Genomic DNA, 18,742 nt, shown 5'->3' with positions numbered 1-18,742 from the left:
CCGGTCCGGCCATTCCCGGCTGCTCCGGGTCGGGGGCTCATGGCAGGATCAGGGCTGTCCGCATACTGAACACAACCCGAGGGAGTCGCCCCCGTGCCCGGTGAGAATCTGTCCCGTGACGAGGCCCGGGAGCGGGCCGCCCTGCTGTCCGTCGACGGGTACGAGGTGTCCCTCGACGTCCGTTCCGCCGTGGGCGACGGGGAGTTCGCAAGTCAGGCGCCGCGCACCTTCCGCTCGGTCACCACGATCCGCTTCCGCTGCGCCGAGCCCGGTGCCACCAGCTTCGCGGACCTGATCGCGCCGAGTGTGACGGCCGTCTCCCTCAACGGCAGGGACCTGGACCCGAGCGAGGTCTTCGACGGCTCGCGGATCACCCTGGAGGACCTGGCCGCCGACAACGAACTCGTCGTCGACGCCCAGTGCGCCTATTCCCGCACCGGCGAGGGCCTGCACCGCTTCGTCGACCCCGAGGACGGCGAGGTCTACCTCTACACGCAGTACGAGCCGGCCGACTCCCGCCGGGTCTTCGCGAACTTCGAGCAGCCGGATCTCAAGGCCCCGTTCCGCTTCGAGGTGCGGGCGCCCGAGGGGTGGACGGTGTGGAGCAACGGGGCGGGTGAACTCGCCGACGGTGTCTGGCGGTTCGCGGAGACCAAGCCGATCTCGACGTACATCACGTGCATCGTGGCCGGTCCGTACCACTACGTGACGGACTCGTACTCCCGCACGTTCGCCGACGGCACGACGCTTCAGATCCCGCTCGGCGCCATGTGCCGCAAGGGCCTGGCCCCCTACTTCGACGCCGACGACGTCTTCCTGGTCACCAAGCAGGGCCTGGACTTCTTCCACGACCACTTCGACTACCCGTACCCCTTCGGGAAGTACGACCAGGCGTTCGTGCCCGAGTACAACCTCGGCGCGATGGAGAACCCGGGGATGGTGACCTTCCGGGAGGAGTTCATCTTCCGCGGCAAGGTGACGCGGGCGGCGTACGAGGGCCGGGCCAACGTCATCCTGCACGAGATGGCGCACATGTGGTTCGGCGACCTGGTCACCATGGTGTGGTGGGACGACCTGTGGCTGAAGGAGTCCTTCGCGGACTTCATGGGCACCTTCGCGAACGTGGGCGCGACCCGCTTCAAGGACGCCTGGATCACCTTCGCCAACCGTCGCAAGGCCTGGGCGTACCGCGCCGACCAGCTGCCCTCCACCCACCCGATCACCGCCGACATCCGCGACCTGCAGGACGCCAAGCTCAACTTCGACGGCATCACGTACGCCAAGGGCGCCTCCGTCCTGAAGCAGCTGGTGGCCTACGTCGGCCAGGACGCGTTCCTGGAGGGCGCGCGGCGCTACTTCAAGCGGCACGCCTACGGCAACACGCGCCTGGGTGATCTGCTGTCGGTGCTGGAGGAGACCAGCGGGCGGGACATGGGCGCGTGGGCGCGGGCATGGCTGCAGACGGCGGGCGTGAACTCGCTGACCCCGCAGGTGCTGCTGGACACCGAGGGCCGCGTCGACGAGCTGGCGGTGGTGCAGGAGGCGGCGGAGTCACACCCCGAGCTGCGCCCGCACCGGGTCGCCGTGGGCCTGTACCGGCGGGGCGCGGAGGGGGCGCTGGAGCGGTACGCGCAGGCCGAGGTGGACGTCGACGGTCCGCGCACGGTCGTGGCGGAGCTGGCGGGCGCCGAGGCCCCGGAGCTCGTGCTCGTGAACGACGACGACCTGACGTACTGCAAGACCCGTTTCGACGAGACGTCCCTGGCGACGCTGCGGGAGCACCTGGGCTCGGTGACCGACCCGCTCGCCCGTGCCCTGTGCTGGTCGGCGCTGTGGAACATGACGCGGGACGCGCTGCTGCCGGCGCGGGACTTCGTGGACCTGGTGCTGCGGTTCGCGGGGCGCGAGTCGGACATCGGCGTGCTGCAGATGCTGCACGCGTGGGCGAACTCGTCGCTGGTCCACTATGTGGCGCCCGGGTGGCGTCCGACCGGCGAACAGCTGCTCGCCGAGGGCGCGCTGCGGGAGCTGCGGGCCGCCGCGCCGGGCAGCGAGCAGCAGCTGGCGTGGGCGCGGTTCTTCGCGTCGGTGGCGTCGGGGCCGCAGGACCTGGGGCTGCTGCGGGGTCTGCTGGAGGGCACGGAGAAGATCGAGGGCCTGGACGTCGACCAGGAGCTGCGCTGGGCGTTCCTGGAGCCGCTGGCCGCGCACGGGGTGATCGACGGGTCGGTGCTGGTCGCCGAACTCGCCCGCGACGACACGGCGTCCGGCAAGCGCCACCAGGTCCGCTGCCTCGCCGCGCGGCCGTCGGAGGCGGTGAAGGCTCAGGCATGGGTGCAGGTCGTCGAGTCGGACGTGCTGTCCAACGCACTGGTCGAGGCGACCATCTCCGGCTTCACCCAGCCCTCGCAGCGGGAACTGCTCGCGCCGTACGCCGACAAGTACTTCGCGGCGATCGAGCGGGTGTGGGCCGAGCGGTCGATCCAGATCGGCATGGACGTGGTCCGGGGCCTGTTCCCGGGGCTCCAGCAGTCGCAGGCCACGCTGGACGCGACGGACGCGTGGCTCGCGGCCCACGAGGACGCGGCGCCGGCGCTGCGGCGGCTGGTGCTGGAGGCGCGGGACGACCTGGCGCGAGGGCTGCGGGGGCAGGCGTGTGACGCGGCGGCGTCAACCGCATAAGACCTTTGGCCAACGGTCACGGCCCTCCGTGACCGTTACGGAATTCAGGCAATAGCAGCCGTAACCCCTGGTCCAACCCGAACGGACCAGGGGTTTTCCGTGCCTACTCGGCATCCGAACACGCGTCCTTTAGTGCCAGGTTGTCCGTTTTTGTCGACGGGCGTGTAACAGCGGTTAAAGGACGGTCGGGACGCGGGAACCTCCGGGTCATGAACCACAACGCCCCGCTCCCCCCGCTCTCCCCCCGCCCCCTGCGCCACCTCTCCGAGGTGCACCGCCGTGTCATGACGACCGCACAGCTGAAGTCGCACGGCATCTCGCCCGCCGAGATGAACGAGCAGTGCCGCCCCGGCGGCCCCTGGCAGCAGTTCCTCCCCGGCGTCTTCCTGCTCCACCCCGGCCCGCCGACCAGCGAGGAGCGCCTGCACGCGGTGCTGATGTACGCGGCGCGGGAACGGTCGCCGGGGGTGCCGTCCCAGCCGAACGCCGGCGAGGGACACGCCCCCGCCTACCCCGACGCGGTGATCACGGGCCTCGCGGCGCTGACCCTGCACGGCTTCTCCGCCACGCCGCCGCTCACCGCGCTGGACCGGATCGACGTCCTGGTCCCCCGGATGCGCCGGCTGCGCTCCACGGGCTGCGCCCGCATCCTGCGCACCGCCGCCCTCCCCGCCCCCCAGCAGGTGACGGGCCTTCCGGTGGCCCCGGTCCCGCGCGCCCTGGCCGACGCGGTGGCCGAACTGACGGACGCGAGCGCCGTACGCCGCCTGCTGACGGAGGCCGTCCGCGGCGGCCACTGCGAACCGGCGTCGGTGGTACGGGAGTTGAACCAGGCGAAGCTGCTGTCCCGCCCGCACGTGGTGGACGCGGTGGACTCCCTGCTCGCCGAGGGCCGCGCGATCGCGGAGGACCGGCTGTACGAGATGGTCCACGTCCACGGCCTGCCCGACCCCGTCTGGAACGTCGACCTGCGCCTGCCCGGCGGCCCCCACCTCGGCGGCCTGGACGCGTACTGGCCGGAGCAGGCGGTGGCGGTGGAGCTGGACACCCGGGCGCCCCGCCAAGGCCATCGGCAGGACGACGACGCGCTCTGGTCGGAGTACGCCCGCAAGCGCGAGCACCTGGAGCGCCTCGGCATCACGGTCGTCCACATCACCCCGAAGAAGCTGAGGGACTCGATGGAGCAGCAGGCGGCGGTGGTCCGTACGGCGTTGATGGCGGCGGCGGACCGCGATCCGGCCGCGTATGTCGTGGTGCTGCCCCGGTAGTGACGGACCGGGAAGGCAGCACCAGGAGGGGAGAGGAGGGGCCGCCGGATCACCGGCGGCCCCTCCTCATGTCGTCGACGGCACCGCCTCAGGCGGCCGGCCAATCGATGGCAACGGCTCGGCGGACACCCGCGGTCCGTGCGAAGTGCGTGCGCAGCCGACGCCATGCGGTCCGCCCCTGCCGGGCGTCGTCCGGCACGACCGGCGCGTCCGGCAGAGCCGACAGGGCACCGGCCCTGGCCTGCCAGTCCTCGAACACGCCGCGGAACATCTGGTGTTGGTCCTGGATCGGCACCGAGCGCCTCACTGTCGCCACGACGGCCTCCTTCATGTACACGCACTGGTCTGTGCATCGAAGGTAGCGAGCAATGGCTCGCTGATACCGTCCAATGCCATGCGGGAATCACAGACCAATCTGGCGGGGGATCTTCTGCTTCAGCTGGGGCAGCCCGGTGACGGTCCGCTGCACGAGCGGGTGAAGCGGGCGCTGCGTACGGCGATCAGGGACGGGCGCATCGAGGTAGGCACCGCTCTGCCGCCCAGCCGGCAGCTCGCCACCGATCTCGGCTGTTCGCGCTGGGCGGTCACGGAGGCGTACAGCCAGCTGATCGCCGAGGGATATCTGGAGGCGCAGACCGGCTCCGCCACCCGGGTGCGCTGGACGAACGACGCGGACGCCGACTCCGGGCGCCGCGCACCGCGCCGGGATCCCGAGGCGCGCTTCGACCTCGGGCCGGGTCTGCCGGACCTGCGCGCGTTTCCGCGCCGCCGGTGGGCCGAGGCGGTACGGGCACAGGTGACCACCACGGCGTTCGCGGAGTTCGGATACCCGCCGGCCGGCGGTCACCCCCGGCTCAGGCGGCTGCTCGTCGCCTACCTGGGCCGCTCTCGCGGCGTCCTGGCGACCCCGGACGACGTGACGGTGTGCACGAGCGTGACCGACGGGGTACGGCGCGTCTGCCAGGCCCTGCGCGCCGATGGCATCACCGCGGTCGGTTGTGAGGAACCGGGCTGGACCCGGCTGCGCGAGGTGATCCGCGCCGCCGGCCTGGACCCGGTACCGGTGCGCACGGACGGCGGGGGTCTGCGCGTCGACGACCTCGCCGGACACACCGGCCTTCGGGCCGTACTGACGAGCCCGGCGCACCAGTTCCCGCTGGGCAGCGTGCTCGCCCCCGAGCGGCGCGCCGCCCTGCTGCAGTGGGCCCGCCAGGTGGACGGCGTCGTACTGGAGGACGACTACGACGCGGAGTTCCGCTACGACCGTCGGCCGGTCGCGGCGCTGCAGGGAATGGATCCGTCTCGCGTCGTCCTGTTGAAGTCGCTCAGCAAGATACTGTCCCCGGCGCTGGGCATCGGGTGGATCGTGGCACCGCCCCGCTGGACCCAGTACCTGCACCGGTCCGACCAGACGGCGACTCAGCCGCCGACGCTCGACCAGCTCGCCTTCGCCGGACTGCTGGAGTCAGGCGCCTACGACCGCCACCTCCGGGCCTGCCGCAAGCGCTACCGCGACCGCCGCGACGCACTCGTCCAGGCCCTCGCCCGTGAACTGCCCGGCGCCCCGGTCTCCGGCATCGCGGCCGGCCTCCACCTCATCCTCCGGATGCCCGCCGACGTGGACACCGCCGCCGTGGTCAGGGCAGCGGGCGCCCGGTCGTTGCGCATCGCCGACCTCACCGCCTACCACGCCACCGAGGACCACGCCGATCACGGCCTGGTCCTCGGGTACGGGAATCTCGCGGACGGGGCGGTGAACGAAGCGGTCCACCGCCTCCGGGCGGCGATCGAGGAGTGCGGGCAGCCCGCCGGGTTCAGCCTGCCGTGAGCAATGCGTCGATCTCCCTCATCTCGTCCGCCGTGAGCGGGCCGTGTTCCATTGCCGCCGCGTTCTCCCTGACCTGAGCCACCGTCCGGGCTCCGGGGATCGGGATCAGCGAGGGCGAACGGGCCCACAGCCAGGCAAGAGCGCCCTGCGCGAGCGTGCGGCCGCCGGAGGTCAGGATCTGGCGGACGGACTCCAGTGCCCGGGCGAGTTCCGGGACGGGGTAGCCGTCCCGGAAGTAGTTGAGCCAGTCCGGGGAGCGACGGCGGAAGTCCTGCTCGTCGGTGATGCGGGAGCCCTCCGGGTGGGCGCCGGTGAGCAGGCCGGTGCCCAGGGGGCCTCGGGCCAGGCCGGGCAGGCCGTGCTGCTCGCAGAGCGCGACGATGGCAGGTGAGTCGTGGACCACGTTGATCTCGAACTCCACGCCTCCGAAGCCGGGTTGGCCCACCCAGGCGGCGGCGAGTTCCGGTTCGTCCGTGGACCAGCCGTAGGCGCGGATGCTTCCTTCCGTCACCAAGTCCTGCAAGGTTCCCAGGAGTTCCTCCGCCTCGGCCACGGGGAGGCCGGAGAGGTGGAGCAGGTACAGGTCGAGGTAGTCGGTGCGCAGGCGGCGCAGGGAGGCCGTCAGGGCCTCGCGGAGGTAGCCGGGGGTGGCGTTCTGGCCGGTGAGCTGCCGGGCCTCCTCGTCGATGGTGTTGCCCCACTTGGAGACGATGGTGATCTGGTCGCGCTTGCCGGAGAGGGTCTCGCCGATGAGCCGCTCCGCCGTACCGGTGCCGTAGGCGTCGGCCGTGTCGTAGAGCGTGATTCCGCTGTCGAACGCGGCCCGGAACACCTCCGCGGCCTCGGCGCGGTCGAACCGGGCGCCCCAGCCGAGGGGTTGGTCTCCCGCGGCCGAGGGACCGCCGAGCGCCCAGGTGCCCAGGCCGAGGGCCGACACCTCCGGTCCGCCGGTGACCAGGGTCCTTCGCTGGTTGGTCATGTCACTCCTTCTCGCTCACGGTGTCGCGACAGGGCGAACACCGGCTTCTTCTCGACTCCACGATGGTTCGTCAGCAGCACAACGCCGCCCGCGCCCAGCAGTTCGGCCAAGGTGCAGCACACCCTGCTGGCCAGTGCCGCCGCCCCCGCCTCGGCCCACGGCAGCACGGTGGACAGCGCGCCCAGCAGCACCAGTTCACGCGTCCCGGCCCCGTCGGGAACGACCAGGGTCAGCGCCCCCGCGACCGTGGCCAGGGCGAACGCCCCCACGCAGAGGGGCAGTGCACGCCCGGCCGGTGCGCCGAGCAGGACGGCGATCAGCCACAGGTGCAGCCCGGAGACCGCCCAGCAGAGCGTCTCCAGCCCGATCGCACGGCGTACGTCACGGTCGGAGAACTCCCCGGCGGGCGGCTCCCGCCGCAGCAGCCGGGCCGCCCGGGCCGTCAGACGGAACAGCAGGCGCGGGCGCCACAGCACGGCGAGGGCGAGCGGTACCACGGCCGCGAGCCACAGGCCCCCGACCCCCAGCCCCTGGACGCAGAGCAGCCCCATGACGGCGGCGGTGAGCAGCACCACCACCGTGTTGAGCAGATAGGCGCTCACCATCCGGCCCGCCGCGATGCCGGCCGCGCCGCCGAGGCGTACGTAGGCCAGGACGCCCCAGACCGGGCCGGGGATGTACTTGCCGAGCAGGGCCAGGAAGTAGATGCGGGCGCTCTGCCGGGCGGGCAGCGGTGAGCCGAGTCCGGTGAGCCCGGCCTGCCAGGAGGCCCAGCCCGCCAGCTGGCCCGTCATCTTCATGAGGAGCGCGGCAGCGAGCAGTGCCGCGGCCCGGGGCCCGGTGAACATCGCCAGGACGTCACCGCCGTGCCCCCACAGCACGCTTCCCATTCCGACGGCGGCGGCGGCGAGGAACACCGCCGCCACGGCCGCCCTGGCCAGGCGCCGGATCATCGGGACGCCTCTACCGATACGACGGTCTCCTGGAGGCGGTGGTCGGAGACCTCCGGGAGCGCGGTGAGCGCGTGCCGGGCCACGTCCAGGCCCGCGGAGGTGAACGTCCAGTCGAGCCGCCAGAGTCTGAGCCGCCCCTGCTCGTTCCAGGAGGTGGGCCAGAGCGAGCCGCCGTGGTCGGCCGCGTCGTCGAGGGCCGAGCGCAGGGGCCGCAGATCGCCCATCGCGGCGGTGGTGTTGAAGTCCCCGGCGACCAGGAGGGGGTTGCGGTTGGCGCGGACGTCGTCGAGCAGGCCCTTGTACTGGGCGCGGCGGGCCGCCTCACGGTCGTGGATCGTCCGGTAGAAGGCCGGGGACAGGAAGCTTTCGCGCATGTCGACCTGGACGGGGATGTGCACGTTGTAGAGGGATACGACCTGCCCGCGCACCCCGATGTCGGTCCGCAACACCTTGCCCGTCCGGTAGACCGTGTACCAGTCGGGGGAGGCGGCGCGGGCGGTGGCCCGGTACGGGCCGATCGCGGGGCGGGAGACGATCGGGTACCGGGACAGGGTGACGAGCTCACCCTGCACGGCCACCTGATAGTCGGGGAACTCCTTCCGGATGCGGGCCATGTCGTCGATCTGCCGCTCGTTGGCGTCGTCCTGGTCGCTCCAGACGTACTCCTGGAGCAGGTAGACGTCGGCGTTCCGCGCCTTCAACGCCTGGTAGAAGCGCTCCGGTGTGGTGCTCTTGCCCCAGGCCAGGGTGTTGAAGGAGACGACCTTCAGCGCGCCGGGCGGTACCGTCCCGCCGCCCTGCCACAGGGCGGCGGGGTTCAGTCCGGACCACGGGTGGCCGAGGAGCAGCCCGGTCAGGGCCAGCGCTCCGACGATCAGTGCGGGCCGCCGGGGCACCCGGCGCCGGGCGAGCCGTGCGGCCGGTATGCCGGCGAGGAGCAGCAGGGGTACGGCGGCGAAGGCGACCGGGGGCTCCAGGTTGAGCACCATCATGGCCCACCAGCGGCCGCTGAGCGGGTACTGCAGGAGGACGAGGACCAGCCAGCCGGTGCCGGCGGCGAGCAGCAGCCGGGTGTAGCGGCACCAACGGGGCTGGGTGACGGGGGCGGGTTCCGGAGCCGCCTCACCGGTCGGCGAGGCGGGCTGCCGGGTCAGTTCCATGGCCATGGCGCGGCGCCTCAGCCCGCGGGCAGCACGGCGGCCGGCGCGCCGTCGCGGTCGTAGAGCGCCCGGAACCGGTCGGAGACGAGCCAGTGCAGGGCTCCCGTCACCACGCCGGAGGCGACCGCCAGGTTGAAGACGAACTGGACGGCGACGAAGAACAGCAGGAAGGGGACGCCTCGTGTCCTGCGCACATAGCGGTACATGCCGAGGTCGCAGCCGAGGGAGAGGGCCAGCAGGGCGGCCGGTACCAGCCAGCCGACCGGGCCGACGAGCAGCGGCAGCAGCAACGCCGGTACGGCGAGCAGTGCGGCCAGGCTCCCCCAGGCCCGGGAGGCGGTCTCGAACCCCTTGGCGAACTTGCGGCGCCGGGCGTACAGCGGCACACGCAGCCGGCCCCGGGTGAAGATCTTGCGGGCCAGGGGCCACAGTTCGTGGTCGTCGTCGTGGGTGCCGCGGACGGTGGAGGTGAGGATGAGGTCGTAGCGCTGGGAGAGGCGCAGACCGTAGTCCACTTCCTCCGTCTGCCGCAGGCGGGCGTCGAACGGCCCGACGTCGTCGTAGACCCGGCGCCACATCGCGCAGATGGAGGGGAACAGGAAGGTGACCGTGCCCTCCGCCGTCTCCCGCCAGTAGTAGGCCTGCAGCGAGCGGCACTCCTCGACCATGCTGTCCCGGATCAGCGGCACCGGCTCGTAGATCCCGCACACCGCACCGGCGTTGGGCTCGGCGCGCAGCCGGGTCACGGCCTTGAGCACCGCGTCCGGGGCCAGGGCCACGTCCGAGTCCAGGAACAACAGCACCTCGCCGCTCGCGTGTTGGACGCCGACGTTGCGGGTGGCCGCCACGCCGCTGTTGGTGCCGGTGCTGAGCACCGTGACGCCGGCCTCCCGGGCGATGCGGGCGGAGTCGTCGGTGGAGCAGTCGTCCACCACGATGACTTCGAGGCGCGGGTAGGTCTGGCGGCTCACGGATTCCAGGCACATGCCGATCGTGCGGCCGTAGTTGTAGTTGGGGATGATGACGGAGACGAGGGGGAGCTCGGCCGTGTTGTCCATGACGTGACACGTTCCTTTCAGTGCAGGGCCGCGAGGCACACCGCGGTCAGGGCGCCCCACAGCAGGCCGCTGCCGAGCAGCAGGCGGTCGCCGGAGAGGGTGCGGACCGGGTCGCCGCCGCCGTGGCCGACGACCAGCAGCTGGAGGTAGCGGAAGACCGCGAAGAAGGCGCAGGGCGCGGTGAGCAGGACCAGGGTGGCCGTGCCGTGGTGGAGGGCCATGTCGGTGCGGATGCAGAGCAGATAGCCGACCGTGGCCAGGGTGGCGCTGATCACGCTCAGGTGGTCCAGGTACGGGACGGAGTAGCCGCGCAGGGCGGGGCGGTGGGCGGCGTTGCCCCGGGCCAGTTCGTGGCGCCGTTTGCCGAAGACGAACAGCAGGCAGACCGCGAAGACGCTGAGCAGCAGCCATCCGGAGGCCGGCTGTCCGGTGGCGGTGTATCCCTGGAGCGTGCGCAGGACGAAACCGAGGGCCACGCAGAAGGCGTCGACGAGCGGAATGTGCTTGAGCCGCAGGCTGTAGGCGAGGTTCAGGCCGAGGTAGACGAGGACGGGCCAGCAGCGGGCCGGTGAGGCGAGCGCGACGCCCGTGGCGAACAGCGCGCAGACCGTCGCCAGGAACACCAGGGCCGTACCGACGCTCAACCGGCCGGAGGCCAGCGGGCGGTGGCGCTTGACGGGATGCAGGCCGTCGCGGTGCCGGTCGAGGAGGTCGTTGAGGACGTAGACGGCCACGGAGGCGAGGACGAACAGCCCGGTCGACCAGGCGATGCCCGCCAGCGTGCCGGCGCCCCAGACCGGGATCGTGAGCAGGGCGAGCGCCACGGCCAGGGGGTTCTTGGCCCATTGGTAGGGGCGGGACAGGGCGAGCAGGTCGCGCGGCGCGCCTCGGCGGGGAGCGGGGGGCGGGGTGGCGGCGGGCGGGGTGGCGGCGGGTTCGGGTGCGCTGTGGGACAGGCGCGCAGGGGGAGTTTCGACGACGGACATGGTGGTCTCCTCGTGCGAAAAGTCGAGGGAGAGCGGGGAGGAAGTGTGAGCGGGAGGCTGAGCGGGAGGAAGGGTGAGCGGCGGGCTCAGAAGAGGACCTTGGCGAGGCCGAGCGCGCCCTGGCGCCACGGGTCCCGGCTGGTCCGGCCGGACTTGGCGGCCTGCGTGGCGCGGGGCTGTTCGCGCCACCAGCGGTAGGTGGCGAGGATGGCGTCCCGGTTGGAGCTGCGGGGGACGAAGCCCAGCGTCTCGCGGATGTGGTCGGTGCTGACGTACGAGTCGGCGCGCAGCTTGTGCAGCAGCCGGCCGTAGACCGGGGACAGCTTGGCCTTCTCCAGGAGCTTCAGCGCGGCGAGCGCGGGGCCTGCCGGGACGGAGACGATGCGTTTGCCGTGTCCGGCCTCGTCGAGGACGGCTTGGAAGTCCTCGCGGAGGGTGCCGAATTCGGCGGCGGCGACGTTGAAGGTGTCGTTCGCCGCCGCGGCGGGCGCGGTGGCGGCCAGCACGACGGCGTCGACCAGGTCGTCGATGGCGAGCATCTGGATGCGTACGTCACCGCGGCCGAGCACGGGGAAGTTGCGCCCTTCCTCGGCCCATTCGAAGAGCATCGAGAACAGTCCCATGCGGCCCGGCCCGACAAAAGTCTTGGGGCGCAGCACCGGGAGCAGCATGCCCTCCTGCCGGAAGCGCAGTGCCAGAGCCTCGGCCTCGGCCTTGGCGCGGCTGTAGGGGTCGACGGGGGCGTAGGGATACGTCTCGGGGGTGGGGACGACATCCGGGAGGCCGTAGACGGCGGTGGAGGAGATGTAGACGGTGCGGGGTATCTCCAGGCGGCGGGCCGCGGTCAGGAGGGTGCGGGTGCCGCCCACGACGATGGAGCGGATCTCCTCGGCCGGATAGCTCGGCAGGGCCGCCGCGCAGTGCACGACCAGGTCGGCGCCTCGCATGGCGCGGTCCACCGCCTCGGCGTCGCGGATGTCGGCGGTGATCTCCCGTACCCCGGAGGGCGGTTGGCCGGGGGCGATGTCCAGACCGGTCACGGACCAGCCGTCGGCGGCGAAGCGCGCGACGAGGTTGCGGCCCAGCATGCCGCTGCTGCCCGTGATCAGGACGCCGCGGCTCACCATCGGGCCAGCACCCGGTCGCGGACGAACTTGGTGAGCAGGCCCGGCAGCCCCTTGGCGAGAGTCGCGTCCAGGCTCTGCAGGAAGTAGTCCACCTCGGCCGGTTCCATGACCAGGGAGGGGGCCACCACCAGCGGGTTGTCGCCGTTGGGGCTGAAGTAGGTGAGGATGCCGTGCTCGCGGTAGAGCTCGGCGATCACCGCGCTGGTGATCAGCTTGGTGCGGAACTTCGGGTCGGACGACAGTCCGGAGGGGGCCAGCTTGCCCGCGAGGTCGAGCAGTTTCGCACCGCCCCCGAGGAAGACGCCGTGGATGGCGCCGACGCCGGCGGTGTGCCGCACGGTCTCGGGGTGCTTGGCCTGGATCTCCTGCAGCCCGTGCGTGAGCATCTCCTCGATCTTGCGGGCCCGGGCCGGGTAGTCCTCCTCCACGATGATGTTGACGGCCTCCATCGCGGTGGCGGTCTCCTCGCCGAAGCCGTAGTACGTGGTGGAGTGCAGGATCACCTCGCTGAGCCGGTCGTACGCCTTGCGGAAGACCGGTTCGCGGGTGGTGTAGCCGGCGATGGACGCCTTGCCGCCGCCGAACGACTTGGAGTAGGTGAGGATGTCCGGTATGAGGCCGTCGTAGCGCATGAAGTAGAACAGGCTGCCGGACTTCCCCCACCCGGTGTAGACCTCGTCGAAGATGAGGACGATGTCCTCCCGGGTGCACAGCTCCCGTAGTTCCCGCAGAGCGGTCTCGGTCCAGCTGTTCATGGTGGAGGCGCTGAACGGCTCCACCATGATGGCGTAGACGTCGCAGGACCCGTCGGCGGTGCGGTGCTGCGCCACCAGGTCGCGGATGGCATCGATGTCGCCGTACGGATACGTGACATTGGGGATGCCGGGGAAGCGGAAGCTGTTCTCCAGGGAGCCGGTGAGGCTGCCCGTGGCCAGGAGCTTTCCGTGGAAGCTGATGTCGGAGCGCAGGATCGTCTGCCGTCTGCCCTCGTGGTACTTGTACGCCAGCTTGATGGCGCCCTCGTTCGCCTCGGCGCCCGAGTTGGGGAAGTACGAGATGTCGAGGTCGCCGGGCAGGAGGCGGCCCACGTTGTGGCTGAGCGCGGCGACATAGGGCGACAGGAACGCCTTGTGGACCTCCATCCGGTGGCGTTCGGCGAAGCGCTTGCGGGCCTGAAGGATGCGCGGGTGGTTGTGCCCGTGGTTCAGCACCCCGACGGCGCCGGTGAAGTCGAGGATCTTCCCGCCGTCCCGGGTGTACAGCCAGACCCCCTCGGCCTTCTCGATCATCTGCTTGCCGAAGCCGAACGTGGTGGTGAGGGAGACGTGGCTGCGGCTCACGTACTCCCGGTAGAGGGCCTGCACCTGCTTGGCGCTGAGCTGTTCGCACTGCTCGATTCCGATGAGCTCGGGCATGGTCGTTTCCCTTCTCGCTGCTGGTTCTCGCTGCTGGTTCTCGCTGCTGCGTGACGTGCGGTCAGGAGGCGGCCCGGCAGGGCCAGTCGATCTGTGCGGTGGTGCCGACGTACTGGAGGCTCTGGAGCTCTTCCATTGCTGACGACCGCCTGAAGGGTGCGCTGGGATGGGGGGAATGCGCTTTCCGTGTTGCCAGATGAACGTAACAGCGGTTGCCAGATCTTGGCAATGGGTTGCCAAGAGCTGGCAACACGCACGGTCAGGCGAGTTGACGTCAGGTGTCGGACTCGTCACGGGTACGCCCGACCGCCTTTGCCAGCCGTTTGCCCGACCGTGGGGCAGAGGTCGATCGCATGCTTGTGGCAAGCATTTGCCAAGCTCTGCCCAAGGAGCTAGCGTGGGGGTCCGACCCCTCGAACGGCTGGTGGAATGACATGGTGGAGCAGCCTGCTTTCGGGCGCCGTCTCAGGGAACTGCGCACGGAACGGGGGCTGTCACAGGCCGCCGTCGCCGGCGATGACATGTCGACCGGATATCTGTCCCGGCTGGAGTCGGGAGCGCGGCAACCGACGGCACGCGTGATCGCCTACCTCGCCGAGCGGCTCCGGGTCGACCCGTCCGAGTTCGACGAACCGAGCGTCGGCTCGGTCGCCGAGGCCCTCGCACTGGCCACGTCCGCCGACGGCGACGAGGCGCTGCAGAAGCTGGCCGCCGCTCTCGAACTGTCGCCCGCGGTGGATCCGACGCTCCGCTGGCAGGCCCTCTGGCTGCTCGCCGCTGCCGCCGCCCGCCGTGGTGCGCGCCAGGAGGAGGTCGACCTCCTGGACGAACTGGTGCACACCTCGGAGGAGTTGATGCTCCCCGAGCTGCAGTGCCGGGCCCGGGCCCAGCTCGCTCGATGTCTGCGCACGCTCGGTGAGATCCCCAGGGCCCTCAAGGCCGGGCAGGAGGCGTGCCGTCTGGCCTACGACCACAAACTGTCGGTCCAGGACACAGGCGCGGCCCTGCTGACGCTGGTGTCGGTGGAGGCCGAGGCCGGCCGGCTCTCCGACGCGCGGGCCCACGCGGACGACCTCGTGGAGCTGGTGCCGGAGCATGCCGGCACGCTGCGGGCCGAAGCCCTGTGGGCGGCAGCTACCGTGCACTTCCGGCAGGGCGACTCGGCCGCCGCCCGCGAACTGCTGGAACGGGCCCTGGCGGAGTTCGACAGCCGTCTCGACCTGGTGCTGTGGATGCGGTTGCGCCTGGCCGCGGCCTCCCTGTACCTCCAGGCCTCGCCCCGCCAGCTCGACGAGTGCCGGCGGCGCCTGGACGAGGCCGAGCCCGCCCTCTCGCTCCTCGGCACCCCGGTGCACCACCAGGAGATGCTGACCCTGCGGGTGCACCTCGCCTTCGAGGAGGGCAGGTATGCCGACGCGCGGGCGGCGCACGACGAGCTCGTCCTCGACGATCTGCGGCTCACCTACCGGGACCGCATCAGGCTCGACATGCTGCACAACCGGCTGCTGATCCTGGAGGGCCACGCGCAGCAGGGCGTCCAGCAGCTTCGGGAGCTCGCCGAACGGGCTCAGCAGACGTCGAACATCGACCTGGCTGCCGAGATCTGGCGAACCCTGGCCGAGACGCCGAAGAGCTGATGTCGTAGGGGTACGGACGCGATCGGGCAGCAGGCGGCGGTGGCCCGTAGGCGGGCCTCAGTCGTCGAACTCCGGGATCAGTTCCCCCACCCGGCGGATGCTGCTCAGCACGCTCTCGTGGGGCAGCGCCCCGACCTGCTGGAAGCACATCAGCCGGTCGATGCCCAGGTCGGCGTAGGCGCGCAGCTTCTTACGGACGGTCTCGGGGCTGCCGACGATGAGGGAGTCCTGCTCGGCGAGGGCGTTGTAGACCTCGTCGTCGGGGACCGTCTCGCCCTGCAGGATGCGCCCGATGACGAGCATGGCGGCGCTCGGCCCGCCCGCTGCCGCCGCTTCCCGGCGCAGGAACTCACCGGCGAGGCCGCCGCCGGCCGGGTCGGCCATGAGCGCACGCTCCCTCTCCATGGTCTCCATGAAGGCGTCGGCCGCCTCGAAGAAGGTGAGCGCGCGGGCCGTGTACCAGGCCGCGGCGGCCGCCGCGCCGCCCCGCATGGCCTCCTCGTCGGTCTCGGCGCAGTGCACGAAGGTGAAGAAGGCCACCTGGTTGTTGACGGACACGCCGACCGGCTCCCGGCACTCCGCCGCGGCGGCCCGGTAGAGCTCGACCAGCCTCGCCACCCGGTCCAGCGGCTCCCACAGGGTCGTCCCCAGCACCCCGACCCCACGCCGCCCCGCCTCCTCGAAGGACGCCGGACTGGACGCCGCCTGCCACAGCGGCGGATGCGGTCGCTGGTACGGCGCCGGCACGACGGGCACTCCGCCGCTCACCGAGGTGTCCCCGGTCCACATCTTCGGTACGGCCTCGAAGGCGTCCCGCGTCCGCTCCCGCACCGTCGCCGGGTCGGCCCCGAAGAGCCGCCACTCGGGTGGGGTCGACCGGGTGAGCCCGATCTCGGCGCGTCCGCCGCTCAACTGGTCCAGCATCGCGGCCCGTTCGGCGATGCGGATGGGGTGGTTGATCTCGCGCGGGGCAAGGACGGCGGCGTGGCCGAGGCGTATGCGCGAGGTCCGCTGGGAGAGCGCGGCGAGGAGCAGTTCGGGCGCGGAGGAGAGGCTGAACTCCTCCGCGCCGTGGTGCTCGACCTGCCACCAGCAGCCGTAGCCCAGCTCGTCGGCGAGCACCGCCTGCTCGATCGCCTGCTGGATGCGGTGGTGTTGGTGGTCGTCGGCGGGCCACGGGCGGGGGTTCTGGATCTCGCTGAAGATGTCGAGTTTCATCGCTGTGGGGCGGCCTTTCGCAATTCGGAGCGTTGGATTCCGAATGTACGGGTTCAGCCCATGAAACGAGTACGAATTGCCTTGCGGCTACCGGCTCTTACCGGTCCTCTCCGCAGAACTCGGCCTCGATCACCGCGTCCGTGTCGCCCGCCCAGTTGCCGTTGAAGTTGAAGGCCAGGGAATGGCGGCCGTCGGCGGTCGTCACGGCCTCGGAGACGGAGCCGAGGATGCCGCCGCTGTGGCCCCAGACGTGGATGCCGCAGCTGAGCCGCCGGTCGATGAGGCCCAGGCCGTAGCCGGCGTGAGGGGCTTCCTCGACCTTCACGGTGGTCTTCATTTCCGCCAACTGGCGTGGCGGTAGCAGCCTGCCGCGCAGCAGGGCCGAGTAGAAGCGGTTCAGGTCGGCCGAGGTGGAGATCAGACCAGGGGCGTACGGCGAAGGTTGAGGAGCCGTACGGCAGTTGAGCGGCATTCAGCCCTTTTTCAGCACCAGCTCCGTGTTGCGGTCCTTCCGGTCGCCCGCCAGCGTCGTGCGGGCGCCGGGGGCGTTGAAGGACAGCTCGCGGTAGAGGGCGGCCAGGCCTGTCTGGGAGAGGTCCGTGAAGTCCGTGGCGTGCGGGGCCGAGGACTCGATCAGGGTGGTGAAGAGCGAGATCGTGCCGTCCTTGTTGTCCACCACCTCGATGATCCGGGCGAGCTGGGGGAAGTCGACGTGGGAGGCGGTGGAGATCTCCCAGAAGGAGCCGCCGTCGGCGCCGGAGCGCGGCGTGATGACGTTCTTGTGGATGTGGCCGTTCACCCAGGCCAGGACGTTGCGGTGACCGGCGAGCAGCTCGACCACCTCGGCGCCGCCCACGCGCCGCTCGTTCGGGCGGGCCGGGTCGCGGCGCAGGTTGTCCATCGTCTCGCTGGTGTGATGGCTGAAGATGATCGCGTACGAGTCCTTGTTGTCGCGCAGCGTGCGGTCCAGCCAGTTGAACTGGGCCGCCCCGATGGACCCTTCGTAGTGGCCGCCCGCGTCGGTGGTGTCGAGGCTGATGCCGATGACGTCGTCGGCGATGCGGAAGCTGTAGTACTGGGTGCCCGCGTCCAGGTTGGCCGTCGAGTAGCCGTGGCCGACCGGGCCGAGGCCCCGGTGGGCCGGGTTCAGGTGGGCCTGCAGATACTCCCTGGGCGTGAACGGGGCCCGGCTCTCGTCCGGCGTGACCGAGCGCATCGAGCGGGCGTGGGCCTTGAGGAACTCCTTGAAGACGGTGCCCCTCGGGTCCTTGTCCTGCTTCAGGGAGTCCTGGAGCTTCTTGGCGTCGGCCGCCGACACGCTCATCAGCTTCTTGCCGCCGACGGCGAGGTCGGTGAGGTAGGAGTCGGCGTGCGAGGCGTAGGTGCCGAGCGGCATCGCGTCGTGGTTGCCGACCGTCGAGTACCAGGGGATGTTCAGCCCGGGGCTGCGCAGTTCGCGGGTCGCGGCGGCGAGGAAGCCGTCGATGTGCGGGAAGCCGAGCTGCTTGTCGGCGTCGCGGACGCTGTCGTCGGCCTGCCAGTACAGCTTCAGACCGCTGTTCTGGACGCCCTCGTAACCGCGCGGGTCACCGGTGTTCGGGGTGACGCGCCCGCCGCTCATCACCGTCAGGAACCACTCCAGCTCGGACTTGCAGTTGTTGTCCGTGTTGTCGCCGGTGGTCATGGCGAAGTGGAACGGGGCGCCGGTGACGGGGGCGCCCCGCAGCGCGTTGATCCGCTCGACGAGCGCGACGGCGCCCGGCACGGTCAGCGCCTCCTGCGGCCGCCAGGCGTGCACATCGGTCGAGCGCAGGTACTCCAGCCGCAGCGGGTGCTGGGCGTCGATCAGGTGCAGGTCGGTGAGCTGCACGAAGGCGGCGAGCGCCGTACGTCGGCTCTCGCGGCCCGACTTGGCCGCCGCCAGGTTCTCGCGGACCACCCGCTTCCAGCCGGGACCGTGGCCGAGCCGACGGTAGCCGGAGGCGCCGCGCGGGGCGGCGACCGAGCTGAGGGTGGTGCCCCGGGTGTACGGCGCGAGCGCGACCGGCAGCTTGCGGGAGGCGCCGACGGGCGCCTCGGCGGCGGCGTTGCCCGCGTCGGCGCCCGGCGCGCCCGCGGGGCCCGTGGTGGTGGCGGCCTGGCTGTCGGTGGGCCGCAGGGCGTAGCCGACGCCCGCGGAGAGGGTCACCGCTCCGGTGGCGGCGAGCAGGGTACGGCGGTGGACCCCCAGCGCGGAGCTGGCGACAGAGCGTATGCGCGACATGGCGCGATCTCCCCGAGTGCGAACGCGTCGGCAGTGGTCGCGGGTGGTCGCCGAGGCGAACCTCCCGCTCACTGTGGATCGTTGGCAGCGGGGATGACCTGCGCATGAACATGACCGCAACGGGCAGCGCCGATCACCGTACGTCGATCTTGGACTACCTTCCGCGTC

At 71.3% G+C, this 18,742-nt stretch carries 14 protein-coding genes and 1 pseudogene; 4 read left to right on the top strand and 11 right to left on the bottom strand.

Going from position 1 to position 18,742, the window contains the following annotated elements; genetic code table 11:
- Positions 1-93: 93 nt before the first annotated feature.
- Together pepN and QQM39_RS30175 are read left to right on the top strand one after the other, a co-directional pair.
- A complete protein-coding gene (gene pepN / locus QQM39_RS30180; protein ID WP_302000701.1) occupies positions 94-2,682 on the top strand; it encodes an aminopeptidase N in 2,589 nt (862 codons plus the stop codon).
- A 209-nt stretch (positions 2,683-2,891) separates the two neighbouring features.
- The gene (locus QQM39_RS30175) at positions 2,892-3,950 is read left to right on the top strand and encodes a hypothetical protein (RefSeq protein ID WP_302000700.1); all 1,059 of its coding nucleotides are present in this window, start codon (positions 2,892-2,894) and stop codon (positions 3,948-3,950) included.
- A gap of 88 nt (positions 3,951-4,038) precedes the next feature.
- Here the strand turns inward: QQM39_RS30175 and QQM39_RS30170 are convergent, their stop codons facing one another.
- On the bottom strand, positions 4,039-4,266 hold the full coding sequence (locus QQM39_RS30170) for a hypothetical protein (protein ID WP_302000699.1): 228 nt from the start codon (positions 4,264-4,266) through the stop codon (positions 4,039-4,041).
- A 78-nt stretch (positions 4,267-4,344) separates the two neighbouring features.
- On the opposite strand from QQM39_RS30170, the gene QQM39_RS30165 reads away from it, so the two are divergent.
- A complete protein-coding gene (locus QQM39_RS30165; protein WP_302000698.1) occupies positions 4,345-5,778 on the top strand; it encodes a PLP-dependent aminotransferase family protein in 1,434 nt (477 codons plus the stop codon).
- On the opposite strand, the gene QQM39_RS30160 is transcribed toward QQM39_RS30165, so the two are convergent.
- The 7 genes from QQM39_RS30160 to QQM39_RS30130 form a co-directional block, all read right to left on the bottom strand.
- On the bottom strand, positions 5,765-6,757 hold the full coding sequence (locus QQM39_RS30160) for an aldo/keto reductase (RefSeq protein ID WP_302000697.1): 993 nt from the start codon (positions 6,755-6,757) through the stop codon (positions 5,765-5,767). The genes QQM39_RS30165 and QQM39_RS30160 overlap by 14 nt on opposite strands.
- A complete protein-coding gene (locus QQM39_RS30155; protein ID WP_302000696.1) occupies positions 6,754-7,710 on the bottom strand; it encodes a lysylphosphatidylglycerol synthase domain-containing protein in 957 nt (318 codons plus the stop codon). Before QQM39_RS30155 ends, QQM39_RS30160 begins: the two co-directional genes overlap by 4 nt.
- Entirely contained in the window at positions 7,707-8,876 is a 1,170-nt protein-coding gene (locus QQM39_RS30150; protein ID WP_302000695.1) for an endonuclease/exonuclease/phosphatase family protein, read from the bottom strand. Before QQM39_RS30150 ends, QQM39_RS30155 begins: the two co-directional genes overlap by 4 nt.
- Before the next feature lie 11 nt (positions 8,877-8,887).
- Positions 8,888-9,928, bottom strand: a complete 1,041-nt coding sequence (locus QQM39_RS30145) for a glycosyltransferase family 2 protein (protein WP_302000694.1) — start codon at positions 9,926-9,928, stop codon at positions 8,888-8,890.
- 17 nt (positions 9,929-9,945) lie between these two features.
- Positions 9,946-10,914 carry a UbiA prenyltransferase family protein gene (locus tag QQM39_RS30140; RefSeq protein WP_302000693.1) on the bottom strand — a complete coding sequence of 323 codons (969 nt, stop codon included), beginning with the start codon at positions 10,912-10,914 and terminating at the stop codon, positions 9,946-9,948.
- Between the two features lie 86 nt (positions 10,915-11,000).
- Positions 11,001-12,041: an NAD(P)-dependent oxidoreductase gene (locus QQM39_RS30135; protein ID WP_302000692.1), complete on the bottom strand. Its 1,041-nt coding sequence runs from the start codon at positions 12,039-12,041 to the stop codon at positions 11,001-11,003.
- Positions 12,035-13,456, bottom strand: a complete 1,422-nt coding sequence (locus QQM39_RS30130) for an aspartate aminotransferase family protein (protein WP_302000691.1) — start codon at positions 13,454-13,456, stop codon at positions 12,035-12,037. Before QQM39_RS30130 ends, QQM39_RS30135 begins: the two co-directional genes overlap by 7 nt.
- A gap of 434 nt (positions 13,457-13,890) precedes the next feature.
- On the opposite strand from QQM39_RS30130, the gene QQM39_RS30125 reads away from it, so the two are divergent.
- Complete coding sequence (locus QQM39_RS30125) at positions 13,891-15,093, top strand: helix-turn-helix domain-containing protein (protein ID WP_302000690.1); 1,203 nt, start codon at positions 13,891-13,893, stop codon at positions 15,091-15,093.
- 57 nt (positions 15,094-15,150) lie between these two features.
- On the opposite strand, the gene QQM39_RS30120 is transcribed toward QQM39_RS30125, so the two are convergent.
- The 3 genes and pseudogenes from QQM39_RS30120 to QQM39_RS30110 all read right to left on the bottom strand — a co-directional run bounded on the left by QQM39_RS30120 (position 15,151) and on the right by QQM39_RS30110 (position 18,574).
- On the bottom strand, positions 15,151-16,311 hold the full coding sequence (locus QQM39_RS30120; protein WP_302000689.1) for an LLM class flavin-dependent oxidoreductase: 1,161 nt from the start codon (positions 16,309-16,311) through the stop codon (positions 15,151-15,153).
- 97 nt (positions 16,312-16,408) lie between these two features.
- Positions 16,409-16,732 (bottom strand): annotated as a pseudogene (locus QQM39_RS30115) (peptidase); the annotation flags it as partial.
- A gap of 51 nt (positions 16,733-16,783) precedes the next feature.
- Entirely contained in the window at positions 16,784-18,574 is a 1,791-nt protein-coding gene (locus tag QQM39_RS30110) for a TIGR03767 family metallophosphoesterase (RefSeq protein ID WP_302000688.1), read from the bottom strand.
- Positions 18,575-18,742: the final 168 nt, after the last annotated feature.

This window comes from Streptomyces sp. DT2A-34, assembly GCF_030499515.1.
In the GTDB taxonomy this organism is placed as follows: domain Bacteria; phylum Actinomycetota; class Actinomycetes; order Streptomycetales; family Streptomycetaceae; genus Streptomyces.
This window is presented reverse-complemented; position numbering and strand designations above follow the sequence as displayed.

What these genes read in the sequence shown, in the direction of transcription:
- QQM39_RS30175 (WP_302000700.1), top strand. Translation starts at nt 2,892, where the DNA reads ATGAACCACAACGCCCCGCTCCCCCCGCTCTCCCCCCGCCCCCTGCGC.
- QQM39_RS30140 (WP_302000693.1), bottom strand. Translation starts at nt 10,914, where the DNA reads ATGTCCGTCGTCGAAACTCCCCCTGCGCGCCTGTCCCACAGCGCACCC.
- QQM39_RS30145 (WP_302000694.1), bottom strand. Translation starts at nt 9,928, where the DNA reads ATGGACAACACGGCCGAGCTCCCCCTCGTCTCCGTCATCATCCCCAAC.
- QQM39_RS30130 (WP_302000691.1), bottom strand. Translation starts at nt 13,456, where the DNA reads ATGCCCGAGCTCATCGGAATCGAGCAGTGCGAACAGCTCAGCGCCAAG.
- QQM39_RS30150 (WP_302000695.1), bottom strand. Translation starts at nt 8,876, where the DNA reads ATGGCCATGGAACTGACCCGGCAGCCCGCCTCGCCGACCGGTGAGGCG.
- QQM39_RS30165 (WP_302000698.1), top strand. Translation starts at nt 4,345, where the DNA reads ATGCGGGAATCACAGACCAATCTGGCGGGGGATCTTCTGCTTCAGCTG.
- QQM39_RS30155 (WP_302000696.1), bottom strand. Translation starts at nt 7,710, where the DNA reads ATGATCCGGCGCCTGGCCAGGGCGGCCGTGGCGGCGGTGTTCCTCGCC.
- QQM39_RS30120 (WP_302000689.1), bottom strand. Translation starts at nt 16,311, where the DNA reads ATGAAACTCGACATCTTCAGCGAGATCCAGAACCCCCGCCCGTGGCCC.
- QQM39_RS30160 (WP_302000697.1), bottom strand. Translation starts at nt 6,757, where the DNA reads ATGACCAACCAGCGAAGGACCCTGGTCACCGGCGGACCGGAGGTGTCG.
- QQM39_RS30110 (WP_302000688.1), bottom strand. Translation starts at nt 18,574, where the DNA reads ATGTCGCGCATACGCTCTGTCGCCAGCTCCGCGCTGGGGGTCCACCGC.
- QQM39_RS30125 (WP_302000690.1), top strand. Translation starts at nt 13,891, where the DNA reads ATGGTGGAGCAGCCTGCTTTCGGGCGCCGTCTCAGGGAACTGCGCACG.
- QQM39_RS30135 (WP_302000692.1), bottom strand. Translation starts at nt 12,041, where the DNA reads ATGGTGAGCCGCGGCGTCCTGATCACGGGCAGCAGCGGCATGCTGGGC.